This window comes from Rhodococcus sp. MEB032 (assembly GCF_030208925.1).
In the GTDB taxonomy this organism is placed as follows: Bacteria; Actinomycetota; Actinomycetes; order Mycobacteriales; family Mycobacteriaceae; genus Rhodococcus_F; species Rhodococcus_F qingshengii.
The window spans coordinates 147,257-170,962 of the sequence record NZ_JARVSY010000012.1 but is presented as its reverse complement, the minus strand read 5'-3'; the positions used below and the strand labels follow the sequence as shown (position 1 = coordinate 170,962).

Genomic DNA, 23,706 nt, shown 5'->3' with positions numbered 1-23,706 from the left:
TCGGTCGGCGGCAGTGGGTACTGTTTTAAGCAGATTATCGGTGGCAGTTGAGGTTGCCTCGGGTGTCATCAAGTGGCGCGAAGGCGCGCCACATGGCGAAACTGTGGGAAATTCCGGTGGCGCAATCGCATTGGGATGGGCAGGCGGCAAAGGTGGCGCCGCACTCGGCGGGTTTCTCGGCGGCCCGATAGGTGCCGCAGTCGGGGGCGGAATCGGTGCAATCGGAGGATCGCTACTCGGGGCATACTTGGGTACCCGGGCAGGCCGATCATTTGATTGAAGCCTTAGACAATGATCGATCGCTCCAAGAGAAGGGACTGAGACCGTGCATTACCTGCTGATCGCTGCCATTGCATTCTGCCTAGCCTCGGGGGTGCTGTCGGCGCTTGATGCCGCAGCAGGCAATCCGATGCGGGGCGCGATAACCTTGGCCGTTTCGTTGACGGCTGCGAGTGGGATGGTGTTCCTCGTGACTGACAATTCGACCACCCGGATCGGCGCTGTCGCGGGCACTGCGGCGGTCCTCGTTTTGCGTTTTCTCCCGAAGAGTTCCATATACCGACGACACACCGTTCCTCAAGCGGAACCGGCACCATGACCACCTTTTATGCGATTTGTGCGATTGCTGCAGGGGCTGTGGCGTTGATCGTATCTACGCCCTACGTGATGTACCGCAGTCATGCGAGAACGATTTACTGGAGTTCGTCGATCCTTACCATCGTTTTCGCTTGGCTCACCGCTCCACAGCGGTCGATTCTCGGACCTGTCCTCTTGTGCGGTTTCGCTGCTGTGTTCGTGGCGTGGTGGTGGACCCCCTTCCTCACGCGAAGGCATCCCACCGGATTCAACGATGTTTTCGGTGCTTGGCTGACACGGGCGCTCTACCGCGAGCAGAAGGATGCACCTCCGGTAAACAGGTACGACAAATTGCACTACAAAGACACTGACCGCCAAGCACGAGATACCGATTCTGACGGAAATCAGGTCAACACCTGAGCCGGCGCGTAGAGCGCTTTGTCCTTGATACCACCCTCGCGCGTACCCGAACAGCTTGTAGTGAGATGCCGTGGGAAACAGTACTTTCCACATGGCGGCGTACACCTGCCCGGTTTGCGCAAGCTGTACAGTAACCAGGATGATCGATGGCTCGAAGCTGCTCTTCGCGCAGCCCAATTCAGTAGCTGTCAGCGCCATCGCGAGCGGTAGTCCTCTTCCCCTAGTCCCTGCAGCTCATCCCATTTTTCGAGCATCCGCCTCGTCTGGATAGTTAATGATATCTAATATATTGAATGGAGTTCAGTAGTGGATCTGGTCAAGATTTCGCGGTGTGTCGACTCGCCCGTGCTTGCGGAGATTGACGACTTGACACCACTTGAACGTATGGCGCTTCCGAATTATTGGTTGGATGCACTAAATGGTGACGTTGCAGCTCGAATTTCTGGGATATTGGACCAATGGGACGTATTTGGGCGACCGATATTGGGCGACACTTACAGAAACATTAAAGATAATCTATCTGATGTGCGGTTGCTCAGGTCTGAAAATAGGTTCTTTCTTCTATATAAAATTAAAATGGCATACGGGGCCGATCTCTACTATTTGGGTACGCCACCGGTAGTGGATGGTGATGAACTTTCAGGGTATTGGAATAAATTCCCCTCCAGTCTAAAGAATTTCTATTCAAATTTGCACAACGGTTGGTACTATATTGCCGGTAAGACTGTCGGGCCACTGCCTCTTGAAGATATGTTTCGAATTGACAGCTTTGAATGGTCTATTCTGGACGGGCTGTCCCCTGAAGAGTACCCAGATCCGGCTCGTTGCATCGCGACATTCAGATCGGGCGGCGGCGGTTATCTTTGCTTGTACTTTGGTGAGGAATCGACAAGGGGTGTTGTGTGGTCATTGACGGAACCCCCTGAACTGGTCGATTACTCCACTTACCTTGATATCTGGACCAACGTCGGACTCGGTGCCTAGAGCCTGCGCCTTGGATAGCCAGACTGGAGACAGTCTAAGCAATTTGTGTGCGGTCTTGCCCCACGTGGCACGTGCCTCGGATCCAGTCTCCAAAGAGCAGATGATCAATTTGTCTGACCAAAAGGGATCTCGAGGTCATGATCGGTTTCGGGGGTACCTCACGCATCGACTCGTTTTCCTGCACCATTGCCGACGAATCGCTGATTGCGCTGGCGTTAAGGGTCGTACGGGGGCAGGCCGATATCTGGGCCTCTCGTGTCACCGTGCTCTACCACCGGACCGAATCATCGCCTCAGCGCAACGTACCCGGCGACGCGATCGTGGGCAGTTCGGGCTCGGTGGAGCATCGGCGACTACCGGCACCTTCAGAATCGGTCGAAAGGTGAGGTGGAGGTGGGATGGGAAACATACTTCCATTCAGGAGTTACGTTCGATCGCAGCAAACTCCCCCAATCTGCGGTGGTGGAGGAACTGCCCATTGGCACGTTGGTTCGGTTGGGGGACAAGCCAATGGAGGTCGCTGCCGCCGACATCGTGGCGGTGCGGGCGGCGATGGGTTACCCGGTGTAGCGCCAGAGCCTGTTCCAATTGGTCGATCGTCTTCGAACAGGAGTGACGTTGTCTGCCTTATCTTTACGTCGTGATCCGACCTCCGGGTTGACCTTGAAAGTCATGGCGCGAAAGGGACCGCCGGAAGCCGAATCGGTCACCGCGGCGCTGGCAGCGCGGTCACTGCAGTTCCTTCGAGAGCTTGACCCAGTCTTTGACGTCGACATGTACCGCGCCGTGAGGAATGACCTTCCCGACGGCGTTACGGTCGAGCAGGCTCTGGCATCGAATGGTGGACGGATCCTCACGCTTCAGGCAGAGGACTCCCTCGAGGCCGCAATGATCGAGAGCAGAAAGTCTCCTGATGCCGCAGGCGGGATTTACCCACTCTCATTCGGGCATCAACTCAGGTTGTTCACCGACAACGGAAACATCGAAATTCTCATCGGATTCGGGGGTACGGCAGGAGCAGGTTCCTTACTTTGCACCTTCATCTGGCCGTACCCAGGGGGCTTCGCCGATGAATCTCTGATCTCACTGTCATTGAAACTCGTCCAGGGCATGGCCGATATCTGGGACGCTCCCACGGCCGTGCTCTACCGGGATGCGGAGCTCACACCTCAGTACAACGTGCCCGGCGACGCAACGGTGGGCACGTTGCACCTACTTCGGCCCTGAGATGCCGATCAACGAAACGCAGATCCCACCCACTGTCGAAGCTTTTCCGTACAAGAAAGGAACGATCGTCATCCAGCGTGATCCACGCGCCCCGTTGGTTGCCGACGGAAGCCGAAGCATCCGTGCAGCAGTCGGCCTGCTGACCGAACGACCGGAGGTTCGCCTACCGAAAGGCTCGCGCCGGCTGTGACACCAGAAGTTACGGCCAAGCTCACGTCCGCAGGTGATGGTGTTCTTAAGAACAAGCTGCTCAGATAATGGAGGATGCGTTCGACGAGGTCATCGGGATGGAGAACATCAACATCATCGTATTTGGAGGGGAGTGAAAGTGCCTACGTCATCACTGCGCCGCAATCCTACGGCGGGCTTGACAGTGAAGGTCGTTCCACGAAAGGGTTCGCCTGAAAGCGAGGCCGTCACGGCCGCGCTCGTTGCACGTTCGCTACGATTGCTTCGCGACATCGATCCTGTCTTCGACGTCGACTTGTACCAAACAGTAGGCGATGCACTCCCCGACGGCGCCGGAGTCGAGCAGGCCTTGGCGTCGAATCTCCGTCAGATCCTTGTACCTCCGACGGAAAAATCGATCGAAGCCGCATTGATCGATTGCAGACGATCCCCCGATGCCACCGGCGGTATGTATCCCCTCTCATTGGGACGACATATGACCCTGTATTCACCCGCTGGAGACGTCAAAGTCGTTGTCAGTTTCGGGGGCACCTCAGGGTCCGGCGCATTCGCATGTGCCTTTGCCGACGAATCACTGATTTCGCTGGCATTGAAGCTCGTACAGGGACTAGCCGACATCTGGGACTCGCGTGTCACCGTGCTCTACCGCCGAACCGAATCATCGCCTCAGTTCAACGTACCGGGTGACGCGATCGTGGGCAGTTGCACCTACTTCGGTCCTGAGTTGCCGATCAAGGAAACGCAGCTCCCGCCCAGCGTGGAGGCGTTTCCCTACCAGGACGGCACAATCGTCATCCAGAAGAATCTGTCCACGCCGTTAACCGTCGAGGACATCCGAAGCATCCGCGCAGCAGCAGGACTGCCGACCGAACGACCGGAGATTCCTCTACCCAAAGGTTTCAGACGGCTGTGAGCCCTACGTTGGGCGCACTCGGGGCTGCCTGCAGGTAGGGATGGCGCGGACCGACCAGCCTGCCCGCAATTACCGCGCCGCGATCCCGATCCGGCTACGCACCAGCTGATCGACGCTCCGGGTGGAGTGCCACCGCGCGGCATACCCGCCATCGACGGCACAGTTCAACCTGCCGAGCATGATCAACCCTCTGTTCCGTCCGTGAATGAAACCTGCACGCCCGGATCCCGCGATTCCGGAACCCTCGCAACCCACTTTCCCGGCGTTCCCGATCGTGGCGAGTGGGAATCATTCTCGCCCGGTGGGATTGGCGATCCGGGGTCGAACCCGAGACCCGAGAACTCCACCCCGGAGGCTCCCTCGCCAGGTCGTGCCGAGGAACCGAGTGTGCCGACTCTGCCTGATGTCGGTCAGGTGCCGGTGAATCCGGATGCCCCCGGCGCTCCGCAGCAACCCGGACCACAACTGTTCAATGACAATGATTTGCCGAGAACGACTATGACGATCGCAGAGTTGCTGGAAAGGAAAGGTCGATGAATTCGGATCGTGGCGCGACAGTGATCGGGTATTGGGGCCCTCGGACGCAACCGGTAGAAGGCATTGCAGCGGAGGTGTTCTCGTTTCTTCATAGTCTGAGGAACATTGATCCAGCACTTGGACAAGCTTGGGTGTTTTCGCCCGAGACTGCCTTCGAGTCGACCGATCTAAGCGTGGAAGGCCTAGCGAAAATCTTCCGGGCAGCGAAGGATGTCGAAGGGCAATCCGTTGCTGCCTTCGACCTTGGCTACATCGTGAGTTTGTTGCACCCGGACAGATATCAGTTCTTGAGAATCCAATTCTCTCTCGGCCGGAATGTTCCGAGGGTTCCGAATCTCGTCAACGTCACCCTCCCCCCGGAGAAACAAGCAATCGGGGAGGCGTCGCAGTTGCTGACTGCACGCGTCGGGGACGCGATCATGAAAGCGATCATCGAGCATTGGTCGCCGGAGTCTGCGCGGTGGGGGACGCGGGAGTACCGCAATGCGCAGGGAAATGAGGTCAGCGAAATCGAAGTCGGTTGGGAGACATACATCCAGTCCGGGATCGATCTTGATCACAGCAAACTGCCCGTCGTCGCCGTACTGGAGGAACTCCCCAACGGAACGCTGATTCGGTTGGGCGAGAAACCGTTAGACGTCAACTTCGACGACATCCTGGCCGTGCGGGAAGCACTGGGTTACCCGGTCTAAGACGCCGCGTGACCGCCGACCCTTGCTCATGTCGCGACACGTAGTCGGACGGAGACTATTACGCAGTGGTTGGAAAGGACGGGGCGATGAGCATAGTCGGGCGATGGCCGACCGTGATCGGATATTGGGGCACGCGGGTGCAGTCGAGTCAGGAAGTGGCGCAGACGATGCGGGCCTTCCTCGACGATCTGGAAGAGATCGACCCGGAGTTGGCGTTGCCGTGGGTGTACACCAAAAAACTGGACAAAGGCCCCGCGGATCTCAGTGTGGACGGGTTGGTGAAAATCTTCGAGCATTCCCGCTCGAAGGAGATGGGGTATTCGGACACCCCCGGACCGGGGTACAGCATCGGTTTGTCGCCCGAGGACGGGACCGCGCGGCGGATTATCGCCGGGGTCGGCGGCTTAGAAACCAGCGCCCCCAACAGTGTCCGGGTGTCGTTGCCGACGGAGACGCAGCTCACCGACAGCACCCGGCAGCTGCTCGACCCGGATATCGGAGACGCGATCGTGAGAGTGATCGTCAAGCATTGGGATCCGGATCGGGCTCGGTGGAGCATCGGCGACTACCGGCACCTTCAGAATCGGTCGAAAGGTGAGGTGGAGGTGGGATGGGAAACATACTTCCATTCAGGAGTTACGTTCGATCGCAGCAAACTCCCCCAATCTGCGGTGGTGGAGGAACTGCCCATTGGCACGTTGGTTCGGTTGGGGGACAAGCCAATGGAGGTCGCTGCCGCCGACATCGTGGCGGTGCGGGCGGCGTTGGGTTACCCGGTGTAGGCCCCGCAACGGGTCTGGAATTCACCATTGCATCAGACGGCGAGAAATGTGTTAACCGGATGGCCTGCTTCGCCTTTCGATAGTATTGCCAGATGGCATCCCGAATCGACTTGCTCGCGTGGCTCCTCGATTCGGATCCAGCGATTCGGTGGCAGGTGGAGCGCGACCTGGTGAACGAAGCGCCCACTGTGTGGGCGGCGACGCGCGCGTCGATCGCCACCGAAGGATTTGGTGCACGCCTGCTTTCATTGCAGGACCGAGACGGCCAATGGGCGGGTGGGGCGTTCTTCCCGGCTGAATTCGACTTTGCGGGACCCGAAGCAGCAGAACAAAGTTCGCAACCCTGGACGGCAACAACCTGGACGCTCAACTCATTGCGTGAGTGGGGCCTCGACGCCAGTGTTCTGCGGGAGCGTCGTACTGCAGAACTGCTCGCGGAGAACTGTCGCTGGGAGTACGAGGGCCGGCCGTACTGGGACGGTGAGGTCGATTGCTGCATCAACGCCTGGACGGTGGCAAACGGTGTGTGGCTCGGCATGCCCGTTGATGAACTGGCTGATTGGTTTGTGCGGCATCAACTTCCGGATGGTGGGTGGAACTGTGAGTGGATCGAAGGTTCGACCCGATCGTCGTTCCATTCGACGCTTAATTCACTCAAAGGGCTTCTCGCGTACGAGATCGCGACCGGGGGAACAATTGAGACGCGCGCGGCTCGACGATCCGGTGAGGAATTCTTGCTGCAGCGCGGTCTGTTCCGGAGACTCTCGACCGGGGAACCGGTGGGGGACTGGATCGGCCGGTTCGCGTACCCGTTCCGGTGGCGTTACAACGTGCTCAACGCAGCCGACTACTTCCGCGAAGCGTCGTTGTCGGATGGAAATGAGCCTGATCCGCGAATGGCGGACGCGATCGAGATGATCCGGGCCGCTCGAGCCTCGGATGGGACGTGGCTCCAGGCCGGTCGCCAACCGGGGCGGGTGTGGTTCGAGGTCGACACAAAGGCGGGGGAGCCGTCGAGGTGGCTGACTTTATCCGGCATCCGAGTGCTCGCCTGGTGGGATCAATCCTCCCCTCTAGGTTCTGCATAACAAAAGAGTCACAGCGAAATTCATTCAACCTTAAAGGTTATCGAAAGGTGATCTTCGACCTTCCAGTCGAAATATCCAGTACAGATGAAGAACATATTAACGACAGGATTGCCCTCAGTGCGGTGAAGGTTAATCATCTGAACAGGTGAGAAGATGTTCGGTGAAATTACCTACCCGATTGGATAGGCGGGTCACCGACGTTGGTAATCGCATAAGGTGCTCGCGATTGTCTTGGTTAGGGAGCTAAGTCCCGAGCTGGAAACGGCATTTCTGCTCCGAAAGTGGCGCTCACCTGCGGCTACGTTCCCCATTTTGCAGGACTTAAACCACTTTCGGCGAGATTTAGTCTCGCAATTGTAGGTTGTGGAGCGTCCGCAATGTTTAGGCAAAGTCCCATCTTTTCCCAGAACAATGCTCTACTAAACGTGAAAACCGGATGTTCCCCCGATTTTGCTGAGAAGGTGCAACTATGGGGCGTAGCGTAACTGTCGCAGCGAACCGGAACATCGCGAATTGCTGCTCTAACCAATGACTTTGTTCAGGTCCGAATAATGCTCGGAGGTCGTCGATGTCGATGGAAATGGTGTTAGCCGAAGCAGTGATAGATAGTGGGGACACGGCGTGGGTGCTGATCTCCGCGGGTCTGGTTCTCTTCATGGTTCCCGGACTCGCCTTCTTCTACGCCGGTCTGGTGCGTGGTAGCAGTGCGCTCGTCATGTTGCAGCAGAACCTCGTCCCACTCGGACTCGTCTCGATTACCTGGGTCGTGTTCGGATACAGCTTCGCGTTCAGTGGAGACTGGGGTTCCGGCTTCCTCGGTGACCTCAAATTGTTCGGCTTGCAGGACATACACACAGCCGCCGCCCCGGGCTTCCACCTGATCGAAGGTGCAGTCGCGGTACCGACTCTGGCGTTCGTGGTCTATCAGATGATGTTCGCGATCATCACGCCCGCGCTGATCACCGGTGCGACCGCAAACCGGCTCAAGCCCTTGGGCTGGGCCGTTCTGCTCGTGCTGTGGTCGATCATCGTCTACCCCCCGATTGCGCACTGGCTCTTCAATCCCGAAGGCTGGTTGGCGCTCCGCGGAGCTCAGGACTGGGCCGGCGGAATTGTCGTCCACGCATCCGCCGGCGCCGCCGCCCTGGCAATCTTGCTGGTGGTCGGTAAACGTCCGGGATGGCCCAACGCCGAGGCAGTCCCGCACTCGGTGCCTCTGGCGTTGATCGGCGCAGGCATCCTGTGGTTCGGCTGGTTCGGATTCAACGCAGGCGACGGATTGGCCGCCGATGGTGTTGCGGCACAAGCCTTGATGAACACTCACATCGCCGCAGCGGGCGGTATGGTCGTCTGGCTCGTCATCGAAAGGTACACCGAGGGCAAGGCCACGGCGATCGGCGGAATCACCGGCGCGGTAGCCGGTCTCGCGACCGTCACCCCTTGCGCCGGCTTCGTCAGCACCTTCTCCGCGTTGGCGATCGGCGCGCTTGCCGGACTGGTCTGCCACTTCGCGCTCGCGCTCAAGTCGATCTTCAAGTTCGACGACGCGCTCGACGTCATCGCGGTCCACTTCATCGGCGGCATCCTCGGTTCACTCCTTCTCGGTTTGTTCGGCGAAAAAGCCATCAATTCGATCGGCCGCGACGGACTCTTCTTCGGCGGCGGGGCAGGACTACTCGGCGAGCAGGCGCTGGCGTTGATCGTCGTCATCGCTTTCTCGTTCGTGGTGACCTGGCTGATCGCCACGGGCATCGAGAAGACCATCGGTCTCAAGCTGGCCCCAAAAGACCAGGTGGACATCGACCGTCGTCAGCAAGGCATGGACGCATACCGCTACAACGCCGCATTCGTCGACGCAGGTGGTGCGCCGCAGACCAGCGGGTTCGACTCGGGGGTCCTGGTCGAGGGGGCAAAACTTGTTCCGAACCTCGGCGCCCCGAAGCACGAACTCATCACCGCGGTATTGCAGACCATCGAGTCCGAGAAGCTACGGGAGGCGCTGCTGGCCGCCGGAGCGGAGTCGATAGTCGTATCGGAAGCGCATGTCTCCGCGAGTGACTCGGCCTCGCTCAAGTTCCGCGGACAACGCAACGACGTCGTGTTCACCGAGCGGTTGCGTGTCGAGGTGCTGGTCGCCTCGGAACATGCACAGGCGGTTCTGGACGCGATCAACGAGTACTCGGGCGGCAGGAGGAGCGGTTTCGTCCAGCAAGCGGCCGAACCTCTCACCGAAGCGACGGAACAGGGGAGCTGACATGTATTCGACGACAGGGAGTTACCGCATGATCGACAAGGAGCGTTCAGAATGCATCTGACACCGCGAGAACTCGACAAGCTGACAATCCTCATGTTGGCGGATGTCGCACTGAGGCGAAAGGCAAAGGGGCTCAAACTCAATCACCCGGAGTCCGTCGCAGTTATCACTGCAGCCGCCCTGGAGGGAGCTCGGGAGGGCAAGACTCTCGAGGAGGTCATGGCCGACGCATCGCACGCCTTGACGGTCGACGACGTGATGGACGGTGTCGCGGAGATGATTCCACGTGTGCAGGTCGAGGCGGTGTTCCTCGACGGTAGCCGGCTCGTCACCGTGCACTCTCCGATCCAGTAGCCCGACCGAGATGTCAGGAGCACTCCAAGATGGCAAGCAAATCGACGAAGAAGGATTCCGGCGGCGAGAAGAAAGTGCCGGTCGGCGGATACGTGTTGCGGGACGAGCCGATCGAACTCAACGAGGGCCGTCCACGTTTGAAGTTGCGAGTCCGAAACACCGGTGACCGTCCCATCCAGGTGGGTTCGCACTACCACTTCATGGAAGTCAATCGCGCGTTGTCCTTCGATCGTGAACAGTCCTTCGGCTGGCGCCTCGACATTCCCGCGGGCACGGCGGTCAGGTTCGAGCCGGGCGACGAGAAGGAAGTGACGTTGGTGCCGTTCGGCGGCAAGCAACGAGTGCAAGGCTTCAACGGACTTGTCGACGGTTGGGCGCCGACCCACGCCGCCTACCGGCCTCGGCTTCCCGGAGCCGTCCAGCGTGCCGAAGAACTCGGCTTTCTGTCCGAACCTCAAACCGACTGATTCTCGTTCACGGCGGACGAAGGAGAGCAACACCCATGACAAGCATTTCGAGACAAGAGTATTCGGGTCTGTTCGGGGTCACCACGGGTGACCAGATCAGACTGGGCAATACCGACCTGTACATCGAGGTCGAGGAAGATCTTCGAACGATCGGCGACGAGTCGATCTACGGCGGCGGCAAGACGCTGCGCGACGGCATGGGCCAGGATCCGGAGTCATGCAGCATCGACGGTGCCCTCGACCTCGTGATCACCAACGTGGTCATCGTCGATGCAACCATCGGCGTCGTCAAGGCAGACGTGGGAATCAAGGACGGCAAGATCGTTGGCTGGGGCAAGGCGGGAAACTCCAGCACGATGGAAGGTGTCACTCCGGGGCTGACCACCGGTCCGGCGACCGACGCGATTTCCGGTGAGCAGATGATCCTCACTGCCGCCGGCATCGATCCACACGTTCACCTCGTGTCACCACAGCAGGCGTACCACGCACTCAGTGGGGGAGTGACGACGCTGATCGGTGGTGGTATCGGCCCGACCGACGGAACCAACGGCACCACCATCACTTCCGGTATCTGGAACATGGAGATGATGCTCAAGGCCAACGAGGGTTTGCCGGTCAACGTCTGCATGTTGGGCAAGGGGAACTCGTCCGGGCATCAGTCGCTGGTCGAACAGATCAAGGCCGGTGCGGCCGGTCTGAAGGTCCACGAGGACTGGGGCGCGACACCGGCCACAATTCGTGAGTCTCTGCGGGTGGCAGACGAAATGGACGTTCAGGTCGCCATTCACACGGATACCCTCAACGAGGCCGGATACGTCGAGGACACCATCGCGGCCTTCGAAGGCCGTACGATTCACACCTATCACAGCGAGGGTGCGGGCGGCGGTCACGCACCCGACATCCTGCGAGTGACGGGCGAGGACAACGTACTTCCGGCGTCGACCAATCCGACGTTGCCGTACGGCATCAACACTCAGGCCGAGCTCTTCGACATGATCATGGTCTGTCACAACCTCAATCCCAAAGTGCCCTCGGATGTTTCGTTTGCCGAGTCCCGCGTTCGCGCCGAGACGATCGGTGCCGAGAACGTACTGCAGGACATGGGCGTCATCTCGATGTTCTCGAGTGACTCACAGGCGATGGGCCGGGTTGGAGAAAACTGGCTACGCGCGATCCAAACAGCGGACTGCATGAAGCGGTCCCGCGGAAAGCTGCCCGAGGATTCACCGACGCACGACAACTTCCGCGTGTTGCGCTACGTCGCGAAGGTCACGATCAATCCCGCGTTGACGTTTGGTCTTTCGCATGTGGTCGGGTCGATCGGTGTCGGGAAGATGGCGGATCTTGTTCTCTGGGAGCCCGCATTTTTCGGTGCGAAGCCGAAGACGATCATCAAGAACGGTCTGATCAGTTGGCATGCCATGGGAGATCCGAATGCTTCACTCCCGACACCACAACCGGTGATCTACCGGCCGATGTTCGGTGGATTCGGCAAGGCGTTGCCGCAGAGTTCGGTCTCGTTCGTCTCGCGAGCGGCACTCGACGACGGCATCAAGGACCGGCTCGGTCTCGAACGTCAGGTTGTTGCTGTCGAGGGGACCAGAACAGTCACCAAGCGTGATCTGGTTCGCAACTCGGCCACTCCGGAAATCAAGGTGGACCCGGAGACCTTCGCGGTGACTGCGGACGGCGTCCACGCATACGTCGAACCTGCCGAATCCATTCGCTTGAACCAACTTTACTTCTTCAGTTAGGGGTCTCCAGTGTCGGGAACAATCACACACACGCACGGCGCCGATGCGACGCCACACACGCACGGCGAGATGACCGCGCCGAGCGGAAAGCCGACGCGAGTCGACGCGCTGCTCGGGAAGGAGACCGACGAGGAGTGGGCCGGTCGACTCGACAATGCGGTAGTCGACGTCTTGTCGCTCGATCAGTGGGAAGCGCAGAAGAGTCGGTTACGACGCACCACGATCGGTGGCCGTGAATTGGCCGTCTCGCTCGATCGGGGTATTCAGTTGCAGGACGGCGACATTCTGCTGTGGGACGAGCAGGCGAACACCGTCGTCGTGGCGAGGATCAACCTCAAGGACGTGTTGGAGATCGACCTGAGCGCACTGGTCGAGGTGACGCCCGAGAAGATGATTCAGACGTGCTTGGAGTTGGGACATGCCGTGGGTAACCAGCACTGGCCTGCGGTGGTGAAGGGAATGAAGGTCTACGTTCCGTTGACGGTCGACAAGGCGGTCATGGGCTCGGTGATGCGGACACATGCTTTCGAGGGCATCGAGTACACCTTCATCCCGGGCGCCGAGGTAATTCCCTACATCGCTCCACACGAGGCACGCCGTTTGTTCGGTGCGGCCGCGCGTGAGGGCGAGGGGCATACCCATGACCCTCTCGTCTGAGGGATCCGGGCTCAGCATCAACCGCGCGATGCGGATGATGCAGTTTTCCGATTCCATGTTCCCGGTCGGTTCCTTCTCGTTCTCCAACGGTTTGGAATCGGCCGTGGCGCAGGGAATTGTCACGGGTGGTCCGTCGCTGCGGGAGTTTGTGCTCTCGGCCGCCCATCAGGGCGCGACGTGCGACGGTATCGCCGTACTCGCGGCGCACCGGGGTGCGGCAGCCGGTGATTTCTCGGCGATCCTCGCCGCTGATCATGCAGTGATCGAACGCAAACTCAACGAAGAAGCACGCACGATGAGTACACGCATGGGTAAGAAGTTGGCCGAACTCGGCGGGCGCTTGGCCGGTGAGACCCTGTTCAACAAGTGGTTGGCCGCGATCGCATCGGGGGAGACACCGGGTACCTACCCCGTCGGCCTCGGAATTGCTTTCGCGGAGATGGGTTCTCCGGAAGAGGACGCTTTCACGGTCAATCAGTACGGTGTCGCGATGACGTTGCTCGGCGCTGCCCTTCGTATCGTCCGAGTCGATCACCTTGCGACGCAAGAGATTCTGTTCGAGGTCAATCAGACTGCCGGCCATGAGTACGCCGCAGTGCGTGATTACGGACTCGACGACATGTCCAATTTCGCCCCGATGATCGACATTCTGGCTGCGGTGCACGTCAAGGCGCACGTCCGAATGTTCATGAACTAGAAGGAGAACGATGAAGAAGACAACGCGCATCGGAATCGGCGGACCCGTGGGTTCGGGTAAGACCGCGCTCATCGAGGCGATCACACCGGAGTTCATCAAGCGGGGCACCAGCGTTCTGATCATCACCAACGACGTGGTCACCACCGAAGATGCCAAGCATGTGCGCAAGGCTCTCAAAGGTGTTCTCGTGGAAGAACGTATCGTCGGCGTCGAGACGGGTGCCTGCCCACACACCGCCGTCCGCGAAGACCCGAGTATGAATCTCGCGGCCGTCGAGGACATGGAGAAGACGTTCCCGGACACCGATGTGGTCTTCATCGAAAGTGGTGGCGACAACCTCACACTGACGTTCAGTCCGGCTCTGGTCGACTTCTTCATCTATGTCATCGATGTGGCCGCAGGCGACAAGATTCCGCGCAAGAACGGTCCGGGAATCTCGCAGTCCGACATCCTGGTCATCAACAAGACCGATCTCGCACCGTACGTCAACGCCGATCTCGGAGTCATGGATCGCGACTCCAAGGGGATGCGCGGCGACAAGCCGTTCGTCTTTACCAATTGCATGACCGGGGAAGGCATCAAGGAAGTGGTGGACCTCATCGTGCACGGAGTCCTCTTCGACGAAGAGGAAGTGGGAGCGAGCGCACCGTGAGCGCAACGTCCGTCCCGGGAGCATCGCGGTCGCTCCCGGGGCCGATCCCGACCATCCCGGAACTCGACCAGTACCAGGACCAGCCGGAGCAGGCCCCGGCCGGCAAGGTCGGGAAGACCGGCGTTCTCGAGATGCGATTTGTCGACCGTGGCGACAAGACGATTCTGCGGGACATGTACCGCAAGACACCGCTGCTCGTTCAGCAGGCGCTGTACTGGGACGAAGCGTTGCCGACCATGCCGTGCGTCTACATGATCTCGACGTCCGGCAGTGTGTTGCAAGGCGATCGACTGTTCCTGACCATCGAGATGGAACCGGGTTCCCTCGCGCACGTGACCACTCAGTCGGCCACCAAGGTTCACCGGATGGATGCCAATCACGCGTCGCAACTCCAGAAAGTGGTGCTCGCGGAGAATTCGTATCTCGAACTGATGCCCGGGGTGACGATCCCACACCGCAACGCGAGGTACTACGCGCGCACCGACATCACGGTGGATCCGACTGCAACGCTGTTGTTCTCGGAGATCGTGATGCCGGGTCGCAAGTATCACGACGGCGGAGAGATGTTCGTCTACGACCTGTACTCCACCTTGATCAAGGCGAAGCGCCCGGACGGGAAGAATCTCTTCACCGAGAAGTTGGTGATCGAACCGGCACGCTTCCCCGTGCGATACGGCGGAATCATGGGCGACCACGACGTCTTCGGCAATGTCATCCTACTGACACCGAAGGAGCACGCCGACGCCATTCTCGAGGAGATAGTTCCGGGCCGTGACGGCAAGGTCGTCTCCGGGGCGAGCCGGCTACCGAACGACGCCGGTCTCATCTTCAAAGTCCTCGGTCCGGAGAGCGAACCCGTCAAGGCGAAGGTCCGTGATTTCTGGTCTCTGGTACGAAAGGCAGTTCTGGACACCACCATTCCGCCCGTCCCGCTCTGGGGATGACGCGGATTGCCTGATAGGGATCGAGGAACGCGCGATGACCACCATCACCAAACCGTGGGACGACGTCGCGGACAAGAACGTCGTGCTCAGATTCATCGACACGAATCTCAAAGGCTCCGGGCAGGTGATGTTCCAGGGCAATGCGCTGACGGGCCTGCTGTTTCTGGTCGGTATCTTCTGGGGCGCGATAGGCGCGGACACGATCACCGTCGCGATCGGTGCCATGGTGGGTCTGGTGGTATCCACCGTCACCGGCATGATGCTGCACTCCGACGACGATTCGATGCGTATCGGCCTGTACGGATACAACGGAATTCTTGTGGGAGCTGCCTTTCCGACGTTCCTTGCCGGCGGCGTGATGCTGTGGATCTACCTCGTGGTGGGAGCTGCCGCGTCGACGATCGCGTTCCTGGCCGTTGCCAATGTCTTCAAGACGTGGGGCGTACCGGCGCTGACCTTTCCGTTCAACCTCGTCAACTGGTTCTTCCTTCTTGCGGCGTTCCAGTTCCTGCGGATCGAAACGTCAGACCTCAGCGCGGGTCAGTTTCCCCAGCACATCGGGGACGCGTCAGTTCATGCCGACATCACTTTCAGCTTCCTGTGGGACACGCTGTTCCGCAACGTCTCCCAGATCTTTCTGATCAACAACACCGTCACCGGCATTATCTTCGTGATCGCGCTGCTGGTCGCGTCGCGTTGGGCGGCGTTGTTCGCGCTCATCGGTTCCGCGATAGCGATGGGTTCGGTACTGGCGCTGGGCGCAAACACCGTCGACATCGGCAATGGTCTCTACGGGCTCAGTTCGGTGCTGACGGCAATTGCTCTCGGATCGGTGTTCTACAACCCGTCGTGGCGTGTGTTCGTCTACACCGTCTTCGGAGTACTGGTGACTGTTGTCATCCACGGCACGCTGGTGTCTGCCTTTGCTCCGATCAGCCTGCCGGCCGGAACGGGCCCGTTCGTCTTCGCGACGTGGCTGTTCCTGCTGCCGAAGAAGAAGTTCGTTCCCATCCAGCACGACACCATCGAGGGCGGAGCGGCCGAGGGCAAGGATTCGATCGCAAAGGCGAACGGATAGGGCTCGAACGCGCAGAAGTTCCTAGATCGTTCCGCTATGGCACCCTCGCGAACCGGTATCGCTCGAGTATTGTCTGGCCTTCGGTAGTCGGGCATGGTCGAAGCATGACCGTGCAGGTAGTTGTGATGGGTGTGGCCGGTGCGGGAAAGAGCACCGTGGCAGTGGGTCTCGCCACGTCTCTCGGAGCAGACTTCGTCGACGGTGACGATCTGCATCCCGAGTCCAATGTCGCCAAGATGCGTTCGGGGACACCGTTGACCGACGAAGATCGCGTGCCGTGGCTCGACGCGATCGCGGCCTGGTTGTCCGGGCGTGCCGATGCGGGACGAACAGGCGTCGTTGCCTGTTCGGCTCTGCGGAAGGACTATCGGGACCGGTTGCGCCCGGACGGTCTCGACGTGCAGTTCGTCCACCTGGACGGTGAATTCGAGACTATCTCCGCACGTATGCGTTCCCGCGCCGGGCACTTCATGCCGGAGAGTCTGCTCATCTCCCAGTTCGAGGTTCTCGAACCGCTTACGGACGACGAGCGCGGCATCACGCTGAATGTCGTCTCCGAACCGAGCACACTGGTGGGCGAGGCAGTCGACTACATCCATACATCTCAGAGGAGCGTCACAGCGTGAGTAGCACCGCAAGCCCCGGCCCGTTCGACATTTCCGGGAAGGTCGCGCTGGTGACGGGTTCGAGCCGAGGCATCGGCTCGGCCCTCGCGACTGGTCTCGCCGAGGCGGGTGCGGTGGTGGTGCTCAACAGCCGAAATTCCGACGTGCTCGAAGCCGAGCGTCGACGCATCGCCGACGCGACCGGCGCAACGGTGCACGCATACGCGTTCGACGTCACCGATTCGGCCGCCGTCCGGGATGCGGCGACACGCATCGAGGCGGAGGTCGGCCCGGTCGAGATCGTTGTCAACAACACCGGCGTGCAGCACCGCGCCCCGCTTCTCGAGTTCGGCGACGACGACTTCCGGCGTGTCATGGACACCAACCTGACCAGTGCGTTCTACGTCGGACGTGAATTCGCCCGCGGCATGGTCGAGCGCGGACACGGGAAGATCGTCAACATCTGCTCGGTGCAGAGCGAACTCGGCCGAGCGGGAATCGCACCGTACGCAGCCAGCAAGGGCGGGCTCAAGATGCTCACCCGCGGGATGTGCGCCGACTGGGCACCCTTCGGTTTGCAGATCAACGCGATCGCACCGGGATACTTCGACACCGAACTGACCTCTGCGCTGGTCAACGATCCGGAGTTCACCGCGTGGCTCGCCAAGCGGACACCCGCCGGACGTTGGGGCCGTACGGAGGAGCTGATCGGGTCGCTACTGTTCTTGGCCTCCCCGGCTTCGGATTTCGTCAACGGTCAGATCCTCTACGTCGACGGCGGAATGACGGCCGTCGTCTGATTGTCCGCTGTTAGATCGTCCGCTACTCGAACAGAAAGCACCCACATGACAGACGCCAGCGCCCCTCGCATCCACCTCGGTCCCGTCGAGGATCCTCACGTCGCCGACGGAATACGCCGAGCCGGTGGAGTTCTCGTTCCACTGGCAGACGCCGAGGGCGTCGTGTGGGTACACGGGCCGGAGACGTTCCCGTCGTCGCTACCCGATTCGGTTCGCTGGGTGCAGTTGCCGTTCGCCGGCATCGAGCCCTGGTTCGACGCCAAGGTGATCGACGACAAGCGGGTCTGGACGTCTGCTGCCGGAGCGTACGCGGGCAATGTTGCCGAACATACGATGATGCTTCTCCTCGCCGGAGTTCGTTCTCTCCCCGAACAATTGGCGGCGCAGTCGTGGCGCAAGGAAGAGTTCGACCCGCGGGTGGGCACTTTGCAGGGCTCGACAGTGGCGATCATCGGTTGCGGCGGAATCGGCCGTGCGTTGATCCCGTACCTCGCCGCGTCCAAAGTCAAGGTCATCGCGATCACCCGCTCCGGGACCCCTGTCGAGGGTGCTTCCGAAACGCTCTCGGCCGACCGCACCGGCGAAATCTGGTCCAAGGCAGATCACTTCGTGATCGCAGCACCGTCGACATCCGCGACGCGGCATCTGGTCGGCAAGGCCGAACTGGACCAGATGTCGGAGTCGAGCTGGATCGTGAACATCGCGCGTGGCACCCTCGTCGACACGGACGCATTGGTCGACGCACTGGAAGCCGGTTCGATCGGCGGGGCGGCACTGGACGTCACCGATCCCGAGCCGTTGCCGGACGGGCATCGGTTGTGGAAGCTGCCCAACGCGATCATCACTCCACACGTCGCCAACCCGGCTACGACGCTCACCCGCGTCCTGGCAGATCACGTTGCAGCCAACGTCGCCCGATTCGCCGCAGGTGAGGACCTCGCCGCCGTGATCGATCCGTCGGCGGGCTACTGACCGCTCGCGTTGGTTCCCTTCACGTAATCGGCAACGACGGTGCGCAGAACATCGCGCACCGCCTCGGCCGGTTTGGAGAGGGGCTGATTGGCCGGGGTGCCAAGGGAGACATGCACTTCGATGCCCGGCTCGATGCGTCGTAGCTCGAGCGCTTCGACGTCCATGACCCTGCGGGCCACCGACCACGGCAGAACCGTCGCGCCCAATCCGGTGCGTACGGCCTCGGACAGCGTCATCACCGATTCCACTTCGGCCACGACGTTCGGTTGCTGCTCTGCACGGTCGAAAGCCTGCTCCACCACCTTGCGGATGGTGTGCATCCGACCCGGAAGCAATAGTGGCAGTTCGGCGATCTCGGGCAGGGAGATGTCGGATCCCGATTCGCCTGCCAGTCCGGTACCGAACGGCGCAACCACCACCAGCTCCTCGGTGAGCAAGCGTTCGAACGTCACACCCTTGATCGGGCCGGCGTCGTACAACAACGCCAGATCCATGCGACCGGTCATCATCGCTTCGCTGAGCACGCCACCGAAGTTCTCGTTGATGTGCAACAAGATATTCGGGTGCTGCTCGCGCACACGGGCCAAGAGCGGCAAGGCGATTGCCGTCGCGGTGCTGTACGGGGCGAGGCCGACCGAGACGCCACCCGCCAGCGCCCGTCCGACCACGGACACCTCGGCCTGGGCACTCTCCACCTGACGCAGAATCACCTGAGCATGCCGATAGAGTGCGTGCCCCGCATCGGTCGGCTCGACACCCTGTTTGCTGCGGATCAGAAGTTGCTGACCGAACTGCGTTTCCAGCGACGTCATCTGTTGGCTCAGGGCGGGTTGTGCGATGTGCAGGATGTCGGCGGCTCGGGTGATGCTGCCGGCATCGACAATTCGTACGAACGAGTAGAGCCTTCTCGTGTCCATGCTGTGCAAACTACCAGCTCAACGGACATATCGAATTCCGATCACCCCAACGCGAAACGGTATTAACAACCCTTTGGCGTTCCTGAGTAGCGTCCCAGAAACACCGAAGTCGACACACAGAACTTCGACAGTCGGACCAACCACGGGCAACGGCGCCCGTACGAACAAGTAAACGAACCGGAAGGACCGAAATGGCAACCAGCATCGATCTTGTCGCCGATCTCGGCGAAGGTTTCGGCACGTGGACCATGGGCGCCGACGATGCTCTGCTCGACACGCTGACTTCGGCCAACATCGCTTGCGGATTCCATGCAGGCGATCCACGAACCATGGATGCGACCGTGCGGGGGTGCGTATCGCGCGGTATCGGCATCGGCGCGCATCCGAGTTTTCCGGACCTCGCCGGATTCGGACGTCGCGCGATGGATCTCAGTGAGAACGAGGTCCGAACCGACGTGCTGTTCCAACTCGGCGCCCTTCACGCCTTTGCGGTCGCGAGCGGAACGTCGTTGTCGCACATCGCTCCCCACGGCAAGCTCGGGAATCTTGTTGCCGTACGCCAGGATTACGCGCGCGCCGTCGTCGATGCGGTCGCGGCCTTCGATCCGTCGTTGATCGTGCTCGCCCAGGACGGGGCGTTGGCCGACGAGGCGACTGCCCGCGGATTGAGCGTCGGCATCGTCGGAATCGCGGATCGCGCATACAACTCCGACGGAACTCTCGTGCCCCGCAGCGAGCCGGGAGCGGGGATTCACGACGTCGACGTTCTGGTCGAGCGGACCGTTCGGATGGTGGTCGAGGAAGTCGTCGAAGCTGTGGACGGCACGTTGATCCCGGTTGTCGCCGATACGGTCCTCGTGCACGGTGACAACCCCGGTGCCGTCGCGAACGCGAAGGCGATTCGCGCCGCGCTCGAGGCCGCCGGTGTCACCATTGCGCCGCTGACCCGGGTCGTGGCGTCACGGCGGGCCCGTGATGTCGGGTGTTCCGCGTGAAGACCTACGTCGCCGACTGCGGTGACGCCGCCGTTCGCGTCAGTGTCAGCGGCGGGACCGCCGAGCAGAACTGGAACACCGTTCGATCGATCGCTGCACGTTTCGATCTCGGTGCCGACGGCATCGTCAGCGTCATCCCGACATACGACGCCCTGCTGGTCGAGTTCGACAACCTCCTCACGGACCACGACGCCGTCCGCGGCCTGGTTCGCGAAGCAACGACTATCCCCCGACCGCTGGAAGGTGAACCTAGGACGTTCGAGATCCCCGTCGTCTACGGGGGCGAACACGGCCCGGACCTGGGTGATACAGCGCGGTTTCTCGGCGTCACCGAAGCCGAAGTGGTGCGCCTTCACTCCGCAGCCCCGTTGGTCATGCGTTGCTACGGCTCACCCGGCGGCGCCCCGATGCTCGACGGCCCGGCGTTCGGCCTTCCCATCCCGCGCCGATCGAGCCCGCGACCGCACGTCGCGGCCGGTTCCGTTGCGGTGGCCGGACGTCAGGCAGTCGTTTCGGCCAGGCCTGCGCCCGGCGGTTGGGCAGTGATCGGCCGGACCCCGCTCATCTTGGTCGATCCGGCGTCGGAGCAGATTTCTGCCTACCGCCCGGGCGATCTGTTCGTCTTCCGTGCGATCGACGCCGATCGCTGGGACGACTTCGACGGACGCTCGCTCCTGCCCGTAGGGGGTGATCCCCATGGCTGAGACCGTCACCGTCCTGACTCCCGGAATCAGCTCCGTCCAGGATTTGGGGCGTGGATCGGCGTCACAGTTCGGTCAGGCGACGGGCGGCGCAGCCGACCAGATCAGCGCGGAGATCGCCAACGCGTTGGTGGGTAGTAGGCGCGAGGCCCCGCTACTGGAGTTGACGGCCCTCGACTTTTCAGCGTCGGCGTCCACGGATCTGCTGATCGCCGTCACGGGTGCACCCGCAACAGTGACGGTGGACGGACATCGGCAACCGCAGTGGGAACCGATCGTCTGGCGAGCCGGTCAGCGGCTTGCCGTCACCGGAATTCACGACGGATTGCGCGTCTACGTCGCCGTCCACGGAGAGCTGACGGCCGACTACCTCCTGGGCAGCTGCGCTCCCGACCAGGTCCTCGGATTCGGCCGTCACTTGACCGCGGGGGAGATGCTGGTCGTCGACACCGACTGCCCGCCGATCGACCACCCGGTCTTCCGGCTACCGCTGTTCCGGTTGTTGCCCGACCGACCGTCCTTCGGCAACGTGTGGACGCTCGACGTGACCGACGGCCCCGACATCGACGACTTCGGGGAGAGTCCAGCCGCGCTGTTCGGCACCGAATTCGTGGTGGGCGATCAGAGTAATCACATCGGGCTTCGGCTGGCATCTACCGATGAGCAGCCGCTCCCACAGCGCACCGGCACCGGCGAGGTCCTCTCGCGCGGCGTCCCCATCGGTGCCGTCGAAGTACCCGCTGGCAACGAACTTCTGGTCCTGCATCGAGGTAGAGGCGTCACCGCCGGTTATCCGGTGCTGGCAGTCGTCACCACCGTTTCACTCTCACAGCTGGGACAGGCCCAACCCGGGCACCGCGTCCGATTCCGGAACTGCAGCGTCGCAACGGCGGTTGCAGAGCACCGCGAACAGCAGCACCGCATCGCCTTGCTGAGGCGGCGTGTGGAGAACGTATTCACCACCCTCCGGATACCTCTTCACACCTCGGAAGCCCGAGTACCGAGCCACGTCGGCACCACACGCCCCGCGAGCGCTCCGCGCCGCGCGTCTATTTTGGAGACAGCATGACCAACACCATCGAAGCGGTAGACGGCCAGGTAGCCGACCCGCGCAAGGTCCGGAAAGTCGTCGCAGCGGGCTGCGTCGGCATCTTCGTCGAGCTCTACGACAACGGTGTCTTCGCGTTCATGGCGACGGCACTGGCCATCGTGTTCTTCGACGTATCAAAGTCGAGCGACGCGCTGATGCTGGTGTTCGCCGGTTACGCGGTCTCGTTCTTCGTTCGACCCCTCGGCGCGGTGGTCTGCGGCATCCTCGGCGACCGGATCGGTCGACAGAAGATGTTGGTGTTCGTCATCATGCTGATCAGCGTGGCGACCGCCGGTATCGGCTTGCTGCCCACCTACGCGGCCATCGGTATCGCGGCACCGGCACTGCTGATCTTTCTGCGGATCGTGCAGGGATTCTCCGTCGGTGGTGAAGCTGCCGGCGCCATGACGTTCCTCGCCGAACACGCCCCGGAAGGCAAGCGCGGCTTGATCACGAGCTACGCGCAGATCGCGTCGTTCCTCGCACTGCTGACCGGAACGATGATCGCGTTTGCCATGTCGCCGTGGCTCAACGCCGACGCGATCAACGGCGGCGGACTCGCATCGTGGGCGTGGCGCATCCCGTTCCTCATGGCCATTCCGATGGGAATCATCGGCTGGTACATCCGCCGCGCGATCTCCGATACCCCGAACTTCGAGCGGCTCAAGGAATCCGGCGGTTTGTCGCGCAATCCGCTCAAGGAAGCATTCTCCACTCCCGAACACCGTCGCGCCATGATCCTCGCCCTGTTCATCCCCTTGATGAATGGTTCCGGCTACTACGTTCTGTTCTCGTACATGCCCACGTTCCTCAAAGGCGATCAGATCGGATTCTCGACCGGGACAGCGCTTCTCGTCACCGCATCCAGCCTGGTCGCGATCTGCTTCGCGATTCCGTTCATGGGTGCTCTCTCCGACCGGATCGGTCGCAAGAAGGTCATCGCCGGTGCAGCTGCGGCAATGGCGATCGGAGCGATCCCCTGCTATGCCATGATCGTGACCGGCAACGTCGGCCTCGCCGTTCTCGGTGCCTGCCTCATGGCAGTGATCTTCGCCGGGCACACAGCCGTCATCCACATCCTGATCGTCGAACTGTTCCCCACGCGGGTTCGCTACTCCGCCTACGGTTTGGGTTACAACATCTCGTCCGCACTCTTCGGTGGTACCGCACCGTTGTTGATGACCTGGTTGATCCCCGAATTCGGTATCTACGTTCCCGCCTTCTACGCGGTCATCACTGCAATCGGCACGCTGATCGCGGTCAGCACCATCACCGATCGCGCCCACGTTCCGCTACGCGACACTCTGTGACTTCTCGCGTGAGTCACTCCTGATCCGGCCCGGTGGCCGCCTGCAGTCCGC

At 61.1% G+C, this 23,706-nt stretch carries 27 protein-coding genes; 26 read left to right on the top strand and 1 reads right to left on the bottom strand.

What is annotated here, in order from left to right:
* The first annotated feature begins 40 nt into the window (after positions 1-40).
* From QRN54_RS15250 to QRN54_RS15145, 22 genes are all read left to right on the top strand, one after another.
* The gene (locus QRN54_RS15250; RefSeq protein ID WP_285182360.1) at positions 41-280 is read left to right on the top strand and encodes a hypothetical protein; all 240 of its coding nucleotides are present in this window, start codon (positions 41-43) and stop codon (positions 278-280) included.
* Between the two features lie 314 nt (positions 281-594).
* Positions 595-996 carry a hypothetical protein gene (locus tag QRN54_RS15245; RefSeq protein WP_007731740.1) on the top strand — a complete coding sequence of 134 codons (402 nt, stop codon included), beginning with the start codon at positions 595-597 and terminating at the stop codon, positions 994-996.
* 306 nt (positions 997-1,302) lie between these two features.
* Positions 1,303-1,980 carry an SMI1/KNR4 family protein gene (locus tag QRN54_RS15240; RefSeq protein ID WP_285182359.1) on the top strand — a complete coding sequence of 226 codons (678 nt, stop codon included), beginning with the start codon at positions 1,303-1,305 and terminating at the stop codon, positions 1,978-1,980.
* A 393-nt stretch (positions 1,981-2,373) separates the two neighbouring features.
* Positions 2,374-2,550 (top strand): hypothetical protein, encoded by a 177-nt coding sequence (locus tag QRN54_RS15235; RefSeq protein ID WP_228401677.1) that lies wholly within the window; start codon positions 2,374-2,376, stop codon positions 2,548-2,550.
* A gap of 102 nt (positions 2,551-2,652) precedes the next feature.
* Complete coding sequence (locus QRN54_RS15230) at positions 2,653-3,207, top strand: hypothetical protein (protein WP_007731734.1); 555 nt, start codon at positions 2,653-2,655, stop codon at positions 3,205-3,207.
* 1 nt (position 3,208) lies between these two features.
* Positions 3,209-3,397 (top strand): hypothetical protein, encoded by a 189-nt coding sequence (locus tag QRN54_RS15225; protein WP_007731733.1) that lies wholly within the window; start codon positions 3,209-3,211, stop codon positions 3,395-3,397.
* A gap of 138 nt (positions 3,398-3,535) precedes the next feature.
* Positions 3,536-4,309 (top strand): hypothetical protein, encoded by a 774-nt coding sequence (locus QRN54_RS15220; RefSeq protein WP_285182358.1) that lies wholly within the window; start codon positions 3,536-3,538, stop codon positions 4,307-4,309.
* A gap of 533 nt (positions 4,310-4,842) precedes the next feature.
* Positions 4,843-5,538: an Imm52 family immunity protein gene (locus QRN54_RS15215; RefSeq protein ID WP_338012658.1), complete on the top strand. Its 696-nt coding sequence runs from the start codon at positions 4,843-4,845 to the stop codon at positions 5,536-5,538.
* Between the two features lie 86 nt (positions 5,539-5,624).
* Positions 5,625-6,320: an Imm52 family immunity protein gene (locus QRN54_RS15210; protein WP_285182357.1), complete on the top strand. Its 696-nt coding sequence runs from the start codon at positions 5,625-5,627 to the stop codon at positions 6,318-6,320.
* Positions 6,321-6,412: 92 nt separating this feature from the next.
* Positions 6,413-7,408 carry a prenyltransferase/squalene oxidase repeat-containing protein gene (locus QRN54_RS15205; protein WP_285182356.1) on the top strand — a complete coding sequence of 332 codons (996 nt, stop codon included), beginning with the start codon at positions 6,413-6,415 and terminating at the stop codon, positions 7,406-7,408.
* 568 nt (positions 7,409-7,976) lie between these two features.
* Positions 7,977-9,662, top strand: a complete 1,686-nt coding sequence (gene amt / locus QRN54_RS15200; protein WP_007731720.1) for an ammonium transporter — start codon at positions 7,977-7,979, stop codon at positions 9,660-9,662.
* A gap of 51 nt (positions 9,663-9,713) precedes the next feature.
* A complete protein-coding gene (locus tag QRN54_RS15195) occupies positions 9,714-10,016 on the top strand; it encodes an urease subunit gamma (protein WP_007731718.1) in 303 nt (100 codons plus the stop codon).
* 29 nt (positions 10,017-10,045) lie between these two features.
* Complete coding sequence (locus tag QRN54_RS15190; protein ID WP_003943812.1) at positions 10,046-10,483, top strand: urease subunit beta; 438 nt, start codon at positions 10,046-10,048, stop codon at positions 10,481-10,483.
* Positions 10,484-10,518: 35 nt separating this feature from the next.
* Complete coding sequence (locus QRN54_RS15185) at positions 10,519-12,237, top strand: urease subunit alpha (RefSeq protein ID WP_003943847.1); 1,719 nt, start codon at positions 10,519-10,521, stop codon at positions 12,235-12,237.
* A gap of 9 nt (positions 12,238-12,246) precedes the next feature.
* On the top strand, positions 12,247-12,894 hold the full coding sequence (locus QRN54_RS15180) for an urease accessory protein UreE (RefSeq protein WP_050655600.1): 648 nt from the start codon (positions 12,247-12,249) through the stop codon (positions 12,892-12,894).
* Entirely contained in the window at positions 12,878-13,591 is a 714-nt protein-coding gene (locus tag QRN54_RS15175; RefSeq protein WP_042921156.1) for an urease accessory protein UreF, read from the top strand. The genes QRN54_RS15180 and QRN54_RS15175 overlap by 17 nt, the downstream gene beginning before the upstream one ends.
* Before the next feature lie 10 nt (positions 13,592-13,601).
* Positions 13,602-14,243 (top strand): urease accessory protein UreG, encoded by a 642-nt coding sequence (ureG, locus tag QRN54_RS15170; RefSeq protein WP_007731713.1) that lies wholly within the window; start codon positions 13,602-13,604, stop codon positions 14,241-14,243.
* Positions 14,240-15,187, top strand: coding sequence for an urease accessory protein UreD (locus QRN54_RS15165; RefSeq protein WP_285182355.1), 948 nt, complete (start codon positions 14,240-14,242; stop codon positions 15,185-15,187). Before ureG ends, QRN54_RS15165 begins: the two co-directional genes overlap by 4 nt.
* A 34-nt stretch (positions 15,188-15,221) precedes the next feature.
* The gene (gene yut / locus QRN54_RS15160) at positions 15,222-16,265 is read left to right on the top strand and encodes an urea transporter (RefSeq protein WP_285182354.1); all 1,044 of its coding nucleotides are present in this window, start codon (positions 15,222-15,224) and stop codon (positions 16,263-16,265) included.
* Positions 16,266-16,369: 104 nt separating this feature from the next.
* The gene (locus tag QRN54_RS15155; protein WP_172403471.1) at positions 16,370-16,891 is read left to right on the top strand and encodes a gluconokinase; all 522 of its coding nucleotides are present in this window, start codon (positions 16,370-16,372) and stop codon (positions 16,889-16,891) included.
* Positions 16,888-17,670 (top strand): SDR family oxidoreductase, encoded by a 783-nt coding sequence (locus QRN54_RS15150; protein WP_007731708.1) that lies wholly within the window; start codon positions 16,888-16,890, stop codon positions 17,668-17,670. The genes QRN54_RS15155 and QRN54_RS15150 overlap by 4 nt, the downstream gene beginning before the upstream one ends.
* Positions 17,671-17,715: 45 nt before the next feature.
* Positions 17,716-18,642: a D-isomer specific 2-hydroxyacid dehydrogenase family protein gene (locus QRN54_RS15145; protein WP_030535781.1), complete on the top strand. Its 927-nt coding sequence runs from the start codon at positions 17,716-17,718 to the stop codon at positions 18,640-18,642.
* Here QRN54_RS15145 and nac read toward each other — a convergent pair.
* A complete protein-coding gene (gene nac / locus QRN54_RS15140; protein WP_030535780.1) occupies positions 18,636-19,559 on the bottom strand; it encodes a nitrogen assimilation transcriptional regulator NAC in 924 nt (307 codons plus the stop codon). The two genes, QRN54_RS15145 and nac, sit on opposite strands and share 7 nt — an antisense overlap.
* A 191-nt stretch (positions 19,560-19,750) precedes the next feature.
* On the opposite strand from nac, the gene QRN54_RS15135 reads away from it, so the two are divergent.
* From QRN54_RS15135 to QRN54_RS15120, 4 genes are read left to right on the top strand one after another with little or no spacing between them, the layout of a single operon-like run.
* Positions 19,751-20,554, top strand: coding sequence for a LamB/YcsF family protein (locus QRN54_RS15135; protein WP_285182352.1), 804 nt, complete (start codon positions 19,751-19,753; stop codon positions 20,552-20,554).
* Positions 20,551-21,258 carry a 5-oxoprolinase subunit B family protein gene (locus QRN54_RS15130; RefSeq protein WP_172403470.1) on the top strand — a complete coding sequence of 236 codons (708 nt, stop codon included), beginning with the start codon at positions 20,551-20,553 and terminating at the stop codon, positions 21,256-21,258. The genes QRN54_RS15135 and QRN54_RS15130 overlap by 4 nt, the downstream gene beginning before the upstream one ends.
* On the top strand, positions 21,251-22,324 hold the full coding sequence (locus QRN54_RS15125) for a 5-oxoprolinase subunit C family protein (RefSeq protein WP_285182351.1): 1,074 nt from the start codon (positions 21,251-21,253) through the stop codon (positions 22,322-22,324). Before QRN54_RS15130 ends, QRN54_RS15125 begins: the two co-directional genes overlap by 8 nt.
* A complete protein-coding gene (locus tag QRN54_RS15120) occupies positions 22,321-23,655 on the top strand; it encodes an MFS transporter (RefSeq protein WP_047271513.1) in 1,335 nt (444 codons plus the stop codon). Before QRN54_RS15125 ends, QRN54_RS15120 begins: the two co-directional genes overlap by 4 nt.
* Positions 23,656-23,706: the final 51 nt, after the last annotated feature.

Coding starts and splice junctions, on each gene's coding strand:
- QRN54_RS15120 (WP_047271513.1), top strand. CDS start 22,321: ATGACCAACACCATCGAAGCGGTAGACGGCCAGGTAGCCGACCCGCGC.
- yut (WP_285182354.1), top strand. CDS start 15,222: ATGACCACCATCACCAAACCGTGGGACGACGTCGCGGACAAGAACGTC.
- ureG (WP_007731713.1), top strand. CDS start 13,602: ATGAAGAAGACAACGCGCATCGGAATCGGCGGACCCGTGGGTTCGGGT.
- QRN54_RS15190 (WP_003943812.1), top strand. CDS start 10,046: ATGGCAAGCAAATCGACGAAGAAGGATTCCGGCGGCGAGAAGAAAGTG.
- QRN54_RS15145 (WP_030535781.1), top strand. CDS start 17,716: ATGACAGACGCCAGCGCCCCTCGCATCCACCTCGGTCCCGTCGAGGAT.
- QRN54_RS15205 (WP_285182356.1), top strand. CDS start 6,413: ATGGCATCCCGAATCGACTTGCTCGCGTGGCTCCTCGATTCGGATCCA.
- QRN54_RS15230 (WP_007731734.1), top strand. CDS start 2,653: ATGGCGCGAAAGGGACCGCCGGAAGCCGAATCGGTCACCGCGGCGCTG.
- QRN54_RS15135 (WP_285182352.1), top strand. CDS start 19,751: ATGGCAACCAGCATCGATCTTGTCGCCGATCTCGGCGAAGGTTTCGGC.
- QRN54_RS15185 (WP_003943847.1), top strand. CDS start 10,519: ATGACAAGCATTTCGAGACAAGAGTATTCGGGTCTGTTCGGGGTCACC.
- QRN54_RS15125 (WP_285182351.1), top strand. CDS start 21,251: ATGGCTGAGACCGTCACCGTCCTGACTCCCGGAATCAGCTCCGTCCAG.
- QRN54_RS15155 (WP_172403471.1), top strand. CDS start 16,370: ATGACCGTGCAGGTAGTTGTGATGGGTGTGGCCGGTGCGGGAAAGAGC.
- nac (WP_030535780.1), bottom strand. CDS start 19,559: ATGGACACGAGAAGGCTCTACTCGTTCGTACGAATTGTCGATGCCGGC.
- QRN54_RS15215 (WP_338012658.1), top strand. CDS start 4,843: ATGAATTCGGATCGTGGCGCGACAGTGATCGGGTATTGGGGCCCTCGG.
- QRN54_RS15245 (WP_007731740.1), top strand. CDS start 595: ATGACCACCTTTTATGCGATTTGTGCGATTGCTGCAGGGGCTGTGGCG.
- QRN54_RS15225 (WP_007731733.1), top strand. CDS start 3,209: ATGCCGATCAACGAAACGCAGATCCCACCCACTGTCGAAGCTTTTCCG.
- QRN54_RS15175 (WP_042921156.1), top strand. CDS start 12,878: ATGACCCTCTCGTCTGAGGGATCCGGGCTCAGCATCAACCGCGCGATG.
- QRN54_RS15195 (WP_007731718.1), top strand. CDS start 9,714: ATGCATCTGACACCGCGAGAACTCGACAAGCTGACAATCCTCATGTTG.
- amt (WP_007731720.1), top strand. CDS start 7,977: ATGTCGATGGAAATGGTGTTAGCCGAAGCAGTGATAGATAGTGGGGAC.
- QRN54_RS15210 (WP_285182357.1), top strand. CDS start 5,625: ATGAGCATAGTCGGGCGATGGCCGACCGTGATCGGATATTGGGGCACG.